Below are 14,652 nucleotides of genomic sequence, written 5' to 3' on the forward strand. Positions count from 1 at the left end.
GGCGACGATGAAGCGGGACTCGGCCGCCGCGATCACGCAGGCGCGGGCGAACAGGCCGGGCTCGGCCACGCGCTGGGCCGTGGCCTGGAAGGTGGAGTGCTCCGGATCGACGAGGCGAGCGAACTGCTTGGGCATGCTCGCGCGCGAGGCCGGCCACAGCCGCGTGCCGGAGCCCCCGCACAGGATCACCGGGTGGATGAGGGTCGAGGGCTCGGACATGATGGTGCTGCCGGGATCCTGGATGCCGGCCGCCGCCGCCATCCTCGCGCCATCCCCTTTAGAGCCGTTCCCGATCGCGTTGCAATCGGGAGCGGCTCTAACCTCTTGTTTCGACGCGCTCTCTCGCGCCGAACCGGCGTCCGCTTCGGCGCAGGAGCGCTCTTGCCCGATCCGTGCCGGTTCGTCGCGCCGCACGCCGCCCCGCCCGGGGTCAGGCGGCGGCCTCGTCCGGCGCGGCCGCCGGCACCGGCCGGTGCGCGGCGAGGCGGCGGGCGAGCCCGCGTCCGCCGCGGTCGAAGAGGTGGGCGGCCGCCCCCGGCAGGGTGCGCGCGCCCATCAGCGAGCCGAGCGTGAGGCACTGCGTCCCGAAGCGGCCCTTGAAGCCCTCGTCGCCGCAGAGGAAATCGACCGTGTGCAGCCCGTGGTCGAAGGCCCAGACGATGTAGTCGATCATCAGGACGAGGCCGGGCGAGGCGCGCTCGAAAGCCGGGTCGTAGGTGGTCACGAAGGCCATCATCGTTTCGCCCTGCACGAAGTTGATCGAGGCGGCGACCGGGGCCCCGTCGCATTCCAGCACGAAGACGCGCAGCAGCCCGGCCTCGTCCAGCACCCGCACCATCGCGGGCAGCGCGCCCGAGCCGTCCGCGTAGAACAGGCCGGGCGGCAGGCCGTTGGCCGCGAGCCACGCGCGCTTGCGGGCGATGAACCAGGCCAGCAGCCCGTCGAGCGCTTCGCCGGGCGCGAGCAGGCGCGCGGTCGTCGCGCCCCGCTCGGCGAGGAACTTCTGCCCCCTGCGGTGGTTCTGGCGCGTCTTCTTCGGCTGCCCGTCGAACCACGCCTTTCCGCTCGGGACGGGGCCACGCACCCGCCAGTTCTGCTCGGTGCGGTGGTTCGGCCGCAGCCGGACGCCGCCCGCGGGGGCCCGGGCGAGGATGCCGGCCCGCGCCTCGGGCCGCAGATGGCTCAGATAGGCGAGGTCGAACCCGCCCGCGGCCGAGAGATGGGCCCACATCCGGGGCAGGAGATCGGCCCCCGCGCGCGCGGCGAGGAGCCCGTCCGCGAAGTCGCTGCACTCCTTGGCGGCCCATTCGAGGACGCGCAGGCCGCGGCGGCGCGTCGTGGCGAGCGGCAGCACGCCGACGAGGTCCTCACCGTCCCAGGCCAGGACGATCCTGAGGCGCCGCCGCCCGGGGTCCGGCACGCTTCCCCACCACGCCGACACCCAGGCATGGCTCTGGAAGACCAGGGCGTTGCTCGCCGCCCAGAGCCCGGTCCAGGCCGGCCCGACCGCCCGGAGCCGCTCCGTCGTCTCGACGATCTCGAAGCGTTCCATCGCGCTCCCCCCTCTCAGGCGCTCTGCCGGGGCCGGTCCGGAAGCCCGCGCAGGCGCCGGCCGAAGCGCACGATGTGCCGGCCCATCTTCTTCAGCGGCAGGATGTAGAGCCCGGACAGCGACTGGTAGGCCGCCGCGTCCCGGTCCATGATGCCGAACTTGAAGTCCTCGTCGGGCTTCGGGACGCAGAGCGTGCCGAAGAGCCGGTCCCAGAACGAGAACAGCAGGCCGAAATTCTTGTCGTAGTGGCGCGGGTCCGTGGAGTGGTGCAGCTGGTGCCAGTGCGGGCACAGGACCACGTGGTTGAGCGCGCCGAACGAGATCTTGAAATGGGTGTGGCGCACGAAATCCATCATCAGGATGTTGCGCATCACGTAGACGTTGACGCCGAAGACCGTGACCTCGACCGGATCGAGGGAGAGCAGCGTCCAGATCCCGAAGCAGATACCGGGGATCACCCCGTCCCAGGCGCGGTTCATCAACTCGTCGAGGGGGTGAACCCGGTCCTTCGTGATGCCGATCATCACCTCGGCCGAGTGGTGGACCTTGTGCAGCTCCCACAGGAAGGGGAAGCGGTGCTGCGCGGTGTGATAGAGGTAGTAGGACAGGTCGTAGGCGACGAGCATCGTCAGGGTGAAGACCACGACCGTCACGGGGCCGGGTTCGCCGAGGATCGGCTGGTCGATGCCGAGGAGCGCACCGAGCCCCCGGTTGGTGGCGTAGCCGACCGCGACCACGAAGGTGATGCCGGCCGGCAGCATCAGGAACGGCATCAGCGCGCGCCGGGTGACCCAGAACAGCAGGTCGGCGCGGGCCGAGGGGTGGACGATGACCTCGTGCGGGATCGCGAACTCGAAGAACGCGCGCAACGAGTAGCGCTCGGCCGTGCGCAGGTAGGCGATCAGCGCGCAGAGGAGCGCGGTTGCGAGCAGCAGGCCGGCGGCGAGCAGGTTGCCCGCCGAGACGCGCCGGATGATCGCGTCGATGAAGCTCAGGGGATCGTCCATGACGGTTCCTTCTCGGAGCGGCCTCAGGGCGCGCGGCCCGCGGCCTTCGGAGGGATGAGGGCGTCGAGGAGGGGCGCCACCGGCCGCTCGCGCCCCTCGCGGCGCGCGACGAAGCCGAAGGCGTCGGCGTAGTCCCAGTGGGTCCAGCCGATGCAGCGGCGCTCGGCCGCCCCCCGGACGGCCGCGAGCCAGCGGGCGCGGTCGGGCAGGGACGCGGTGTCGAGGGCGCCGAACTCGTTGACGATCACGGGGCGGCGATGGCGCGCGATCCAGTCGCCGACGGGGGCGAACTGGCGGTCGATCGCCTCCGCGGTCCAGGGCTGCCGGATCTGGGCGGCGAGTTCGGCGGCGGAGGCGCTCCGCCCCTCGCGGGCGAGGCGGGCCGCGACGGCCCGCACGGCCCGGTCCTCGGCGGCGGCCGGGAAGGGCAGGCCGCCGAGGGAGCGCAGCGGGTCGTCGGCCCCGCCCCAGTCGTTGCCCTGGTGGGTGAAGGCCATCGGGTCGTAGAAGTGGACGGCGTAGACGAGGCGCGGGTCGGCGAGCGGCGGCAGCGCGGCCAGAGCCTCCACCCGCTGCGGCCCGCCGGGGGCGACGACGAGGATCCGCCCCGGCGCGTGGACCCGCAGGGCGGCGACCGCGCGCGGCATCTGCCCCGTCCAGGCCTCCGCGTTCGGCGGCTCGTTCAGCACCTCGAAGAGCAGCCGGTCCGGAGCGAGGGCGGCGTAGCGCCGGGCCAGCACCGCCCAGGCCGCGTCGAGCATCGCCAGCGCCCGCTCGGGCTCGGCGCGGTGCAGGGCGGCGAAGCCCTCGCCCGGATGCATGTCGAGGCTGACCGTGAAGCCCGCATCGAGGAGCTGGCGCAGGGCCGCGTCGAGGCGCGCCAACCCCTCCGCCCGGCGCGCCCGCGTGCCGTAGGCCGGCATCAGGCGCTCGCCGTCGAAGGGCAGGCGCACATGGCTCAGGCCGCGGGCGCGCAGGCGCCCGAGCAGGGCGGGATCCGGCGGCATCGGCCGGTCCCCCTCGATCCAGCCCGTCAGGTTGAAGCCCCGGGCGAGCCGGGCGACGAGGTCGGCCGGCACGCCGCCCGCCCCTTGCGCCGCGCACAGGGCGGCCCGGTCCGGCGCGGCGGCGACCGGCAGGACGGTCAGGCCGAGCAGCAGGCCGAGCAGTCTGGCGGGGGGGAGCGCGCGCATCCGTCCGCTCAGCCGCGCCGCGTCAGCAGGAGGTAGAGGGCGTGCGGGTTCGTCACGGCGTAGCGCGGCAGCAGGCGCCCCGGCTCGAGGCTCGCCCGGTAGGCCCATTCGAGGCCGAACCGCTGCATCCAGTCGGGCGCCCGGCTGCGGGCGCCCGACAGGAAGTCGAACAGCCCGCCCGACGTCTTGATCACCCCGACGCCCGCGAGCGCCGCCCGCCAGCGCAGGGCGAAGCGCTGCTCGCGCGGCACCCCCATGCCGAGCCAGAGGATGTCGGGCCGCGCGCGCGCCACCGCGTCGACCTGCTCGGCCTCCGCCGCCCCGTCGAGATAGCCGTGATGGGCACCCACGAGCCGCAGGTCCGGATAGAGCGCGCGCACGTTCGCCTCGGCCAGCGCCATGCCCTCCCGGGTCGAGCCCAGCATGTAGAAGCTGAGGTCGAGGCGCACCGCTTCCCGCGCGACGTCGTGGAAGAGGTCCGTGGTCGCGACCCGCTCCGGCAGCCGGCGGGCGGGCTCGCGGAGGTACGAGGCGAAGACCAGGGGCGCCCCGTCCGCGTGGATGAGGTCGCTCGTCTCGAACAGGTGGCGGATCTCGGGATCGCGCGCGCAGAGCGACAGCACCTGGCCGTTGGCCGAGGTGACGATGGCGGGCGGCTCGTGGCGGCCGCGACGGGCGAGCGCGAGATCGACCAGCAGCGCCGTGGCCTCGCGGCGCCCGTGCACCGCGATCGGCAGGCCGCCGAGGCCGACGCGCGGCACCGCGGCCAGGATCGGATCGTGCGCAAGGCCGTGCGGTGCGGCGCGCTCCGCCACGCCGCCCGCCCGGCGCGGGCGCAGCCCGGCCCGGGCGATCGCGCGCGCGCGCGGGCCGAACCCGTGCGGGCCGAACCCGTGCGGGCCGTCTGGCCGCAGCCCCGCCACCGTAGCCTGACGGCCTTCTCCGTGCGGTTCAGCCATCGCGTCGCAGCGCCTTTCGGTCGACCTTGTTGAGGATGATGCCCGCGAGGCTGCCGGGCGCGCGCGCGAACAGGTCGAGCGCCGCCCTGACATCCTCGCGGCTCGTGCGGCCCCACTCGACCACCAGGGCTGTACGGTCCGCGTGGGCGAGGAGCAGCCGCCCCTCGACGCCGTGCAGGAGGTGCGGACCGTCGAGCACGATCAGGTCGAAGCGGCGGCGCAGGTCCGCCACGGCCCGTCCGAGCGCCGGGCTGAAGAACAGCTCGGCGGCCTCCGGGTCGTCGCGGGCGATGCCGATCGGCAGGAAGCTGATCGTATCGAGGGTTCCGTGGTGGATGAAATTCCCCGGATCGGATGCGTTCCGCAGCGCGTCGAGGATGCCTGGGCTCTGGCCGGCACGGCGCGTGCGTGTGAGGCGGGCGTCGCGCGTGTCGACGTCGACCAGCAGGACCTTGCGGCCCTGGCGGGCGAACATCTCGGCGAGGTGCTCGGACACGGTCGACTTGCCCTCGCCGGCGAGCGCGGAGGTCACCAGAAGGGTGTCGCCGCTGCGTCCCTCGATGCCGCGCCCGTGGAGGCCCGGCGGCTCGGCCGCGGCGCGCAACGGCAGGGCGAGCATCCGGATCGCCTCGTCGAAGCGCGCGTGCTCGCGGCTGTCGCCGGTGAGCCGCACGTGCCCGGGGCCGGCGACCTGACCTCCCGCCTGTCCCCCGCCCCGGTCGGGGGTGAGCCGGCTCGGCGCGACCCGCGGCAGGCTTCCGAGCAGCGGCACGCCGAGCCCCCGCTCGATCGCCCCCGGATGGCGCAGACCGGGCTCCATCGCCTCGGCGGCGGCCGCCGCCGCGAGCCCGAGCACCAGCCCGCCCGCGAGCGCGACGACCAGCATGAGGCCGGTCTTGGGCGCGCTCGGCCGCAGCGGCGGGGCCGCCGGCGTCAGGATCCGAGCCTCGGTCCCCACGAGGTTCTGCTGCTCGCTCGTCTCCTTCTGGCGCAGCAGGGACTGCTCCAGGATGGTCCGGCTCGCCTGCGCCTCGCGCTCCAGCTCCGCCAGCCGAACCCGCGCCTGGGCGCGCCGCGCGGCCTGTCCCTTGAGGCGCTCGAGGCTCGCCGTGAGGGTGCGCTCGCGTGCCGCCGCCGCCTCGGCCTCGTTGCGCAGCCCCTGCGCGAGGCGGCCGATCTCGGTGCGGATCTGGCCCGCGACGGTGCGGACCTGCGCCTCCGCCGCGCCGACGGCCGGGTGGCGCGGGCCCAGGTTGTTGCGCAGATCCGCGAGCTGCGCGCCGAGCTGGGCATATTGCTGGCGCAGGTTCGTGACGACGCTCGATTGCAGGGCCTCGGCGAGCGTGCCCCCGCCCTCGGCCCCGGCCGCCATGGCGCGGCGCGCCTGCGCGTAGCGCGCCCCGGCCTCGGCGCCGCGGGCCTGGGCCTGGGTCAACTGCTGGCTCTGTTCGGCGATCTCCCGGTCGAGCAGCGTCTGGGCGGCGCCGAGATCGACGATGTCGTTCTGGTTCTTGTAGGTCGAGACCGCGCGCTCGGTGTCGCGGGCCCGGCTCCGCAGGTCGTCGAGGCGGGAGCCGAGCAGGCCCGAGGCGCTCCGGGCCGCCTCCAGCTTCTGGCGCTTCTGGTCCGCCAGGTAGGCGTCGGCCAGCGCGTTGCCGACCTGTGCCGCGGTCTCGGCGGACCCGGAGCTGTAGGCGATCTCCAGCACGTAGGTGAGGCCGCGGCGGCGCACGCGCAGGCGATCGGAGAAGCGCTGCAGCACCCGCTCGCGCTGCTCCGCCGCGCTCGGTTCGTGGGCGGCGAGGCCGATCAGGCCGCGCAGGCCGGCCGTGGCGCGCTCGATCGTGGAAGGCTCGGTCAGCTCGCCGCCGCGGTCGAGCCCGAGCTCGGCCACCACCCGCCGGGCGAGGGTGGAGGAGGTCAGGATCTCGACCTGGCTCTCGACCGCGGCCGCGTCGGAGCCGATCCCGCCGAGCACGGCATCGGACTGCGTGACCTTCTGCGTGCGCGGATCGACGATGAGGATCGCGGTGGCTGTGTAGGTTCTGGGCACCAGCGACAGGACGATGGCGGCCGCGACCACGCAGAGCAGCGCGACGCCCGCGATCAGCCGCCAGCGCCGGGCGAGGAAGCGCCGGGCCGCCGCCAGATCGACGATCGCATCCGAGCGGTCGCCGGAGAGGCTCCGGTCGATCCGCGTCAGGCGATCGGCTCCCGCGACGGGGTAGAAGTGTTCAACCATCCCGATCTTCAGCTTCTGCGCGTGTGTGGCGGGTGCGCCAGCATTTCCCAGGGCGGCCCGAATTGCACGGGATATTACCTGAACACGAACTCCTATTATTCCAGATGTATGCCACAGTGCCAGAGACGTTTCACGTAAGGGTTGGTTAACAACGCTCGGGCAGGCAAAAAAATGTACCCGTGGAAAACTACGTAGTTTCACCGTCGATCGTATTCGGCGAGCCGGTCGGGGCGGGTTGGATAGCGACGTTCCGCCCCTACGTCAGGGCGCAAGGCATGTGAATACCCTGCAGCAGCGGCTGGACTCCGGGAGATCAACGAAGCGTGGCGTCCTTTATTCCGGACAGTTTGCCGCAGGAACAGTCTGCGGTGCCGCGGGCGGTGCTGGAGCACGCGCTGTTCCTGGCGGTCGGCGTCGTCCTGGTGGGTGTTCCGATCGTGGTGCATCTGGCAAGCCCCGCCGCGGCGATCGCCCTGTGCGCGGCGGGCTCGATCGTCGCGGCGGTCTACGTGAGGGCCGCGACGCCCGCCCTGCTGATCTTCGCCTTCCAGTTCCAGAACCTGTTCGTGTCGCTGGTCTCGCCCTGGCTCGCGGACACGCCGGCCTTCAACGCCGCCCGCGGCTACAACTTCATCATCACGGCGAGCCTCTGGCTCTGGATCGTCGGCGGCTACTGCGTCGCCCCCCGGGCGCGGGACCGGCGCCTCGATGCCCTGCTCTGGCCGAGCGTGCTCGCGCTCGGCGTCATCGGGGTCTATTTCGGCCTCGGCCTCGCCCGCGACCCCTTCGCGGCGGTGGTCTACCTGCGCAACGCCGTCACGCCCTTCCTGGTGTTCCAGCTCGCCCTGGTCGTCGCCGCCGACGGACCGGGCGACAGGCTCCGGTTCCTGCGCGTGCCGGTCTACCTCCTCCTCGCCTACGGGGTGGCCGAGTTCCTGGCGCGCGACGCGCTCTTCGGGCTGATCCACGCCGACAGCTACATGACCTTCAGCCTCGCCGACATCGCGCGCTCGGGCGAGTGGATCGAGACGATGCGCAAGACGGGCCGCGTGCTGCGCGACCTGCAGGACACCCAGATCGTCTCCTTCCTGAACACCGACCTGTTCGGCTTCTCCTCGATCCAGATGTACCGGATGCTGGGGCCGAACTTCCACGCGATCAGTTTCGGCTACGGCCTGCTGCTCGCCGCCTTCCTGCTGCTGCGCTGGCGCCAGCCGGTCCTGTTCTGCCTCGCGGTCGCGCTGCTGGTGCTGGTCGGCGCCAAGGGGGCGCTGGTCTGCCTCGCCCTCTGCTGCGCCGCCCTCCTCCTCGACCGGGTGCGGCCGGGTGCGACCCTGCCCGTCTTCCTCGCCGTGCTCGTGCTCTACGCCTGCGCGGTGGTCGTCACCGGGCGCGCGGGCGGCGACTACCATGTGCTCGGCCTCTTCGGCGGGCTGCACGCCTTCCTGGGAGCGCCCTGGGGCGCGGGCCTCGGGGCCGGCGGCAACCTCGCGGGCGACGCCACCCGGATCGACTGGGAGAAGGCACAGGCGATCGGGCGCACGGACTGGCCGGTGGAGAGCGCCTTCGGCGTCCTGCTCTACCAAGTGGGCCCGGGCGTGCTGGTGCTGTGCGCCGTGCCGGTCTGCGCCGCGCTCGCCGCCTGGCGGCTGTCCCGGACCGTGCGCGGCCGGGCAGCGATGCGCGACCTGCGGCTCTTCGCCCTCGGCACCCTCGCGGTGACCCTGAACGGGCTGTTCCAGGAGGAGGCCCTGTTCGCGCCGCTCGCCCTCGGGGGGATGATGATCGTCCTGGCCGACCGCCTCGGGGACGGCCTGTCCCGGCAGCCGTCCGGCGCCCTGGATGCGCGCTCGGCGGCGGGCCGGCCCGCCGCGGCCGGACGCCCGGCCCGGGGGAGCCTGGCATGAGGGACCTCGCCCTGCCGCGGCTCCCGGCGCGCCTGTCGGCGCGCCTGCGGGATCTCCGGACCCGGACCGGCCCGCGCGACCTCGCCCTGGCGCTCGTCCTCAAGGTCGGCGGCTCGGGCCTCGCCTTCCTGATGCTGACGCTCGCCGCCCGGGCGATGGGCCTGCACGAGTTCGGCGTGTTCGCCTACTGGTTCAGCGCTCTCTCCTTCGCGGCCGCCGCGGTGCTGCTGGGGCAGGAGGCGGCGATCATGATCGACTGGCAGCGGGCGCTCGAGGCGGGCGGCCCTGCCGCCGCGCGGGCGGCCCTCCGGCGCTCGACCCGCCTCGTCCTGATCGCGGCGCCGGCCGGCGGCGCCCTCACCGCCTGCGCCGGGCATCTCGCCGGGGCCGGCTGGCTGTTCTCGGCGCTCGCGGGCACCTTCTCGGTGCTCCTCGCCGTCCTGGTCTACGGGACCCATGTCGCCCGCACGGTCGCGGGCATCGCGCGGGGCGACGGGCAATTCGAGCTGACCTGGCGCCTGTTCCCGACCGCGGGCGCCGCGCTCGCCCTCCTGGCGGGGCTGCCCTTCCACGCCGAGACCTTCTTCGCCTGGGCCGTGGGCGGCATCCTGGTGGCCCTCGCGATCCAGGCCGCCGGGGTCGGCGCGGCCCTGCGCGGCGCCGCCGCCGCGACGGGGCCGGTCCGGACGGCGCTCGATCCGACCCGCGTCTGGGCGGCCCGCTCGGCGCGGCTCTGGCTCGGCGGCGTGCTCGACGCCGCGAACCAGTACGTCGACGTCTTCCTGATCGGCCTGCTCCTGAGCCCGGTCGAGGCGGGGCTCTACTACGCGGCGGCCCGGATCGCCGCCCTGTTCGCGATCGTCTCGGCGGGCCTGCACGTCTTCTCGAGCCGCGAGATCGCCCGCCATGCCGCCGACCCGGCCGGCCCCGGCATGCGCGAGGCGCTGCGCCTCGTCGGCGCGGCGACGGGGCTCGCGGTCGGCGGCGGCGTCCTCGTGGTGGTGACGGGCGGCCAGATCCTCCTCGACCTGTTCGGCGCGGCGTTCCACGCCGCCTATCTGCCGCTGGTGATCCTCACGGTCGGCGTGGCCGCGATGGCGCTCGGAGGCCCGGTCCCGGCGGTGATGCGGCTCACCGGCCACGAGGCCGCCTACGCGCGGATCGCCGGCCTCTTCGTGCTCGCCCGCTGCGCCTGCGTCGCCACCGCGGCGCTCGCCGACGGGCTGATCGGTGCGAGCCTCGCCAGCGCCCTCTGCTCGCTCGCCTGCGCCGTCGTCCTCAACGCGTCCTGCCGCAGGCGGGTCGGCATCGACCCCTCGGTGCTCGGCCTCTTCGGAGGCGCGGGCCCATTCCGCGGAACGCACCCATGAGCCCTTCGATGCGCGACGCCGCCGACGACACCCGCCCCCCCGACACCCGTCACCCCGGCGCGCCCGCCGCGGGCCGGGCGGAGCGGTTCCGGGGCGCACCCGCGCCCGGGCCCCACGTCCTGCTGATCCAGCCCCAGGCCGAGAACGCGGGCGCCCAGGCCATCGCCCGCATGCTGGCCACCGCGCTGGCGGAGCGCGGCTACCGCACCGGGCAGCTCTTCTTCTACCGCAAGACCGGCGCCTTCGACGCCGAGCCGGGCGTCGCCTTCTGCGCGGCCGGGCGGCCGCGCACGCCGCTCGCCTTCGCGCGCTTCTTCCTCGATCTCGTGCGCCGGATCCGCCGTGCGCGGCCGGACGCGGTGCTGTGCTTCCAGCACTACGGCAACATCGTCGGCGCCGCCGCCGCGCGGCTCGCGGGCGTGCCCGTGGTGATCGCCAACCAGAACTCGGCCCGCGACACCACCCCGCCGCGCGCCAGGGCCGTCGATCGCTGGCTCGGCGCACGCGGCCTCTACGGCCGGATCGTGGTGAACTCCCACGATTCGGCCGGCGACCTCGCGGATTATCCGGAGCGCTACCGTGCCCGCGTGGTGCATATCGACCACGGCTTCGTCGGCCGCGACAGCGCGTTGAGCCAGGCGGAGGCGCGCGCCCGCCTCGGCCTCGCCCTTCCCCCCGGCGGGCGCCTGCTCGGCTGCGTCGCCCGCCTGCATCCCCTGAAGAACCTCGCGGCGGCCGTGCGCCTGCTGCCGCACGATCCCGCCCGGCACCTCGCGCTGGCCGGCCAGGGCGCGGAGCGCGACGCGCTGGCCGGCCTCGCGGAGGAACTCGGCTGCGGCGCGCGCCTGCACCTCGTCGGCGAGCTGCCGCCGGAGCGGGTCGGCGACTTCCTGCGCGCGCTCGACGTCTTCGTCTTCCCCTCCCGGGCCGAGACCTTCGGCCTCGCCGCGGTGGAGGCGGCGCAGGCCGGCGTGCCGGTGGTCGCCAACGCCCTGCCGGTGCTGCGCGAGGTTCTGGCGACGCGGGACGGCCCCTGCGCCCTGTTCGCCGACGCCGAGGACGACGCCGCCCTCGCGCAGGCCGTGCGGCGTCTGGAACGCGATCCGGAACTGGCCGCCCGCCTCGTCCGCAGCGGACGCGGCCTGGCCGGGCGCTTCCCGGTCGATGCGATGGCCGAGGCCTACGACGCCCTCCTGCGCGAGCGCATCGCGGCCGCGCGCCGCGTATGATGTCTTCGGCGGTCGCGCTACGAGTAGAATACAGGTTTCATCCCGAATATTGCGTTGTGCATTCGATGTGTCGGGGGCTTCAGAAAGGATCCCCGCGATGCTATCCGCCTGAGGGGTGACGATCGAACAGTCCTTCATCGACCACGGGATCGGTCCGGGTCGCCGCGCCGCTCCGGTGCTCTGCCTGCCGCGCGGCGGGCTCCGGCACTGGCACCTGCGCCTTGCCGCGGGGCTGCGGGCCGCGGGCCTGGACCCCCGTATCGCCTGGACCGGGGGCGATCGGGCGCCTGCCGGGATGGAAACCCTGTTCACGCTGGAGCGCCTGATCCAGCCCCGCCCCGGCCCGCGTTCGAGCGAGCGGGTGGACCCCGCCGCGGCGGCGCTGCCCGAGGACGACGGCACCGGCTCCGTCCGCATCGCGCTGCCGGGCGCCGCGGAGGCGGGCGATACGGCCTGGACCATCCTGTTCGACGGCCGCCCCGGCGAGGCCGGCCTGCTGCAGGCGCTGCTGCGCGGCGGCGCGCCGCTGGTCGAGATCGTGGCCGGTGGCGCGGTTCTCGCCTGCGGGCGTCCCTCCGTCGAGGCGGCCGCAAACCTTTGCGAGGCCTACGAGGCCGTGACGGCGCGCCTCGCGCCAATCCTCGTCTCGGCCCTCCAACGCCCCGCACCCTCGGCTACGGCCGTGCCGCGCCCGGACCGGGGTCGCCCGCTCGCCGCACACGCCCTGCGCCGGCTGGCGCGCACCGTGGCGCGACGGCTCTATCATCTCTGCTTCTACGCGCCCCACTGGCGCACCGGATGGCGCTACAGCCGGGGCGCGACGGTCTGGGACAGCGGTTCGCTGGGCGGAGAGCCCTGGCGGGTACTGCCCGACCCCGGCCACCGCTTCTACGCGGACCCCTTCCTGTTCCATTGGCAGGGGCGGACCCACCTCTTCGTGGAGGATCTCGACCACCGCACGAACAAGGGCGTGATCTCGGCCGTCGCTTTCGGACCCGAAGGCCCGCTCGGCGTCCCGACGCCGGTGCTGGAGGAACCCTTCCACCTCTCCTACCCCTTCGTCTTCGCCCATGGCGGCGCGGTCTGGATGATCCCCGAGACCTCGCAGAACCGTACGGTCTCGCTCTACCGGGCCGACCCCTATCCCCACCGCTGGGTGCGCGAGCGCGACCTCCTCACCGGCATTGTGGCGAGCGACGCGACGCCGATCCATTTCGAGGGCCGCTGGTGGATGTTCGCGACCCTGCACGACGGCGCGGGCGCGCACTCGGACATGCTGGGTCTGTTCCTGGCGGACGACCTGCTCGGGCCCTGGCGTCCCCACCCCGCCAACCCGCTGTTGATCGATGCGGGCGGGGCCCGGCCGGCCGGTGCCATGCTGGTGCGCGAGGGCAGCCTCTGGCGCCCGGTCCAGGACTGCACGCGCCTCTACGGCGGCGCGCTCGGGCTCGCGGAGGTGACCACCCTGACCGAGACGGCCTTCGCCCAGGCGGTGCGCGTGCATCTCGCTCCCGGCCCGCCCTGGCCCGGCCGCCGCCTGCACACCTTGAACGCGGCGGCCGGGATCGAGGTCATCGACGGCTCCGCCGCGCCCCTCCGCCTCCTCCGTCGGCCCTGAGTCCGAGGGGCGCGGCAGCCGGCGCGGCACGGCCCCCGGGCCGGAGATTCCGGATGACGGCACGGCCGCGGTCGGATATTCCTGCCGAGGTCCGCACGGGCGCGGGGCCTGTAGCTCAATGGTTAGAGCCGACCGCTCATAACGGTCTGGTTGCAGGTTCGAGTCCTGCCGGGCCCACCATCCTGCTCTCGTAATCCGTTGGGTGGTTCAGCGGCACTTGGGCCGGGATTCTTGGCCTGCTGCCGGTTTGGTAGACACCGTGCCAAGCTGACGAGGCTCGGTTTTTGAACTCAAGAGGGCTAAGGTCGCCCGAGGTCAAGTGCGGCTCATCGAGCTCGTCACGCCATGCTCGGCCGCGCGTAGGCCAGGCTCCCCGCGGCGCGAACCTGCCGCTCGACCGCTGGTGCGGCCGTTTCCTCTGGGGTTCGGCCCGTTCGGCTTCGGCGCCGCGGCGGAATGTTCTTCGCCTGCTGTCTCGGTTCGGGACGCTCCGATTGGCCCGTCCTTGGCAGTGCCGAGGCGAGATCGCCGGAGCTTGCCCCAGAATGCATGGTGTCGTTGGCCTCATCGCTACCTTAGCGACAGCAATCGTGATCCTCCGAACCTGGGAGGTACCGCGAGCGCTGGTGAGGGCCGTCATCTGCTTTGGGGGCCTTGGGACGGCGATCTATGCGTCCGAGGTGACCAGACAACCCGAAACTCCGAGGGCGATGGCGAGTTTTGCGGATGTACCGCTGGGGAGTCCGCCAGTACCGCAAGGCACATGGGTCGAGGAGAGGCCCATCCCGTCCGCTGCGTCGAGAACGGCTCACGCGGCGGATGCCGTCGCCAGACCCTGAGGCCGCATGCCCTGAGCCCAGGCGGCGTCCGCTGTCCGGTCCCCGTCCCGCACAACCCGAGAGGCCTCGATCTCGGCGAGGCCGGAGCGGCGGCGCTCGACTCGGGCCCATTCGAGAGCCTTGTCGGTGCAATGGTATGGGAGGGGGTGGGTCCCGGGGCCGAAGCCCCGGGTTCTGTTTCTACGGCTACCCTGCCGCAAGATGCTTACGCCGCGAGGCGGGCATCCATGACAACGTTATCGTTGGCATTTAGTTTTTGGCCCTGTTGCCCGGAACGAGGGTTGCTCGCGCCAGGCGAGGAGTACCTACCTCAAAGTCGCATTGTACCTTGCCGAAGCAAGATCAAACTCGCGGAACTTTTACCGTCCAGTCGATCCTGTTTCGCCCCCAGCAGAAGCACCTTGGCAACGCCCGGCGCGCAACGACCGCCGGTCATTCTGATCCCCGTGCGGTACCCGGGGCAACGTGCTCGTGGTGGAGGCGCCGGGCACTGCCCCCGGGTCCTGAAACGTTATTACGAACCGGTCATCAACCGTGCCTCGGTCATACCGCGCGTCTCCCGCGCCGTCCAGTGCAACCCTCCGCACCTCGACCGCGAGCCGCCGGAACCCGTCCCCGAGCTGCGCCAGCATCGGCCGGCACTCGCGATCGATCGATACGTCGTCTGAGCGACACGCGGCCAGGGCCCCTTCGGGCGTGCGGCCGCACGGGGAGCCCGCGGCCCCCGCCCATCGCC

Annotated in this window: 10 protein-coding genes, 1 tRNA gene and 1 other RNA gene; 5 read left to right on the plus strand and 7 right to left on the minus strand. The window is 73.5% G+C overall.

Annotated features, from left to right (window positions below; all coding sequences use genetic code 11):
- The 6 genes from MFF56_RS16400 to MFF56_RS16425 form a co-directional block, all read right to left on the minus strand.
- The coding region (locus MFF56_RS16400; RefSeq protein WP_283207433.1) for a sugar phosphate nucleotidyltransferase at positions 1-219 on the minus strand (219 nt) is incomplete at its 3' end.
- A gap of 211 nt (positions 220-430) precedes the next feature.
- Positions 431-1,552, minus strand: coding sequence for a GNAT family N-acetyltransferase (locus tag MFF56_RS16405; RefSeq protein ID WP_066920931.1), 1,122 nt, complete (start codon positions 1,550-1,552; stop codon positions 431-433).
- Positions 1,553-1,566: 14 nt separating this feature from the next.
- Positions 1,567-2,559, minus strand: coding sequence for a sterol desaturase family protein (locus MFF56_RS16410; protein WP_066920932.1), 993 nt, complete (start codon positions 2,557-2,559; stop codon positions 1,567-1,569).
- Between the two features lie 23 nt (positions 2,560-2,582).
- Positions 2,583-3,752, minus strand: coding sequence for a glycoside hydrolase family 5 protein (locus MFF56_RS16415; RefSeq protein ID WP_066920934.1), 1,170 nt, complete (start codon positions 3,750-3,752; stop codon positions 2,583-2,585).
- An 8-nt stretch (positions 3,753-3,760) separates the two neighbouring features.
- Positions 3,761-4,711 (minus strand): WecB/TagA/CpsF family glycosyltransferase, encoded by a 951-nt coding sequence (locus MFF56_RS16420; protein ID WP_082772973.1) that lies wholly within the window; start codon positions 4,709-4,711, stop codon positions 3,761-3,763.
- A complete protein-coding gene (locus MFF56_RS16425) occupies positions 4,704-6,953 on the minus strand; it encodes a GumC family protein (protein ID WP_238230410.1) in 2,250 nt (749 codons plus the stop codon). The genes MFF56_RS16420 and MFF56_RS16425 overlap by 8 nt, the downstream gene beginning before the upstream one ends.
- A 368-nt stretch (positions 6,954-7,321) precedes the next feature.
- Here MFF56_RS16425 and MFF56_RS16430 point away from each other — a divergent pair, with 368 nt between their 5' ends.
- The 5 genes from MFF56_RS16430 to MFF56_RS16450 all read left to right on the plus strand — a co-directional run bounded on the left by MFF56_RS16430 (position 7,322) and on the right by MFF56_RS16450 (position 13,257).
- Positions 7,322-8,860 carry a hypothetical protein gene (locus MFF56_RS16430; protein ID WP_066918753.1) on the plus strand — a complete coding sequence of 513 codons (1,539 nt, stop codon included), beginning with the start codon at positions 7,322-7,324 and terminating at the stop codon, positions 8,858-8,860.
- The gene (locus tag MFF56_RS16435; RefSeq protein WP_238230412.1) at positions 8,857-10,230 is read left to right on the plus strand and encodes a lipopolysaccharide biosynthesis protein; all 1,374 of its coding nucleotides are present in this window, start codon (positions 8,857-8,859) and stop codon (positions 10,228-10,230) included. The genes MFF56_RS16430 and MFF56_RS16435 overlap by 4 nt, the downstream gene beginning before the upstream one ends.
- Positions 10,227-11,459 (plus strand): glycosyltransferase family 4 protein, encoded by a 1,233-nt coding sequence (locus tag MFF56_RS16440; RefSeq protein WP_238230414.1) that lies wholly within the window; start codon positions 10,227-10,229, stop codon positions 11,457-11,459. Before MFF56_RS16435 ends, MFF56_RS16440 begins: the two co-directional genes overlap by 4 nt.
- 115 nt (positions 11,460-11,574) lie before the next feature.
- Complete coding sequence (locus MFF56_RS16445) at positions 11,575-13,077, plus strand: glucosamine inositolphosphorylceramide transferase family protein (protein WP_066920683.1); 1,503 nt, start codon at positions 11,575-11,577, stop codon at positions 13,075-13,077.
- Positions 13,078-13,181: 104 nt separating this feature from the next.
- A tRNA-Ile gene (locus MFF56_RS16450) sits at positions 13,182-13,257 on the plus strand.
- Positions 13,258-14,267: 1,010 nt separating this feature from the next.
- Here MFF56_RS16450 and ssrA read toward each other — a convergent pair.
- Positions 14,268-14,440: a transfer-messenger RNA gene (gene ssrA, locus MFF56_RS32400) on the minus strand.
- Positions 14,441-14,652: the final 212 nt, after the last annotated feature.

The organism is Methylobacterium hispanicum, assembly GCF_022179285.1.
In the GTDB taxonomy this organism is placed as follows: Bacteria; Pseudomonadota; Alphaproteobacteria; order Rhizobiales; family Beijerinckiaceae; genus Methylobacterium; species Methylobacterium hispanicum.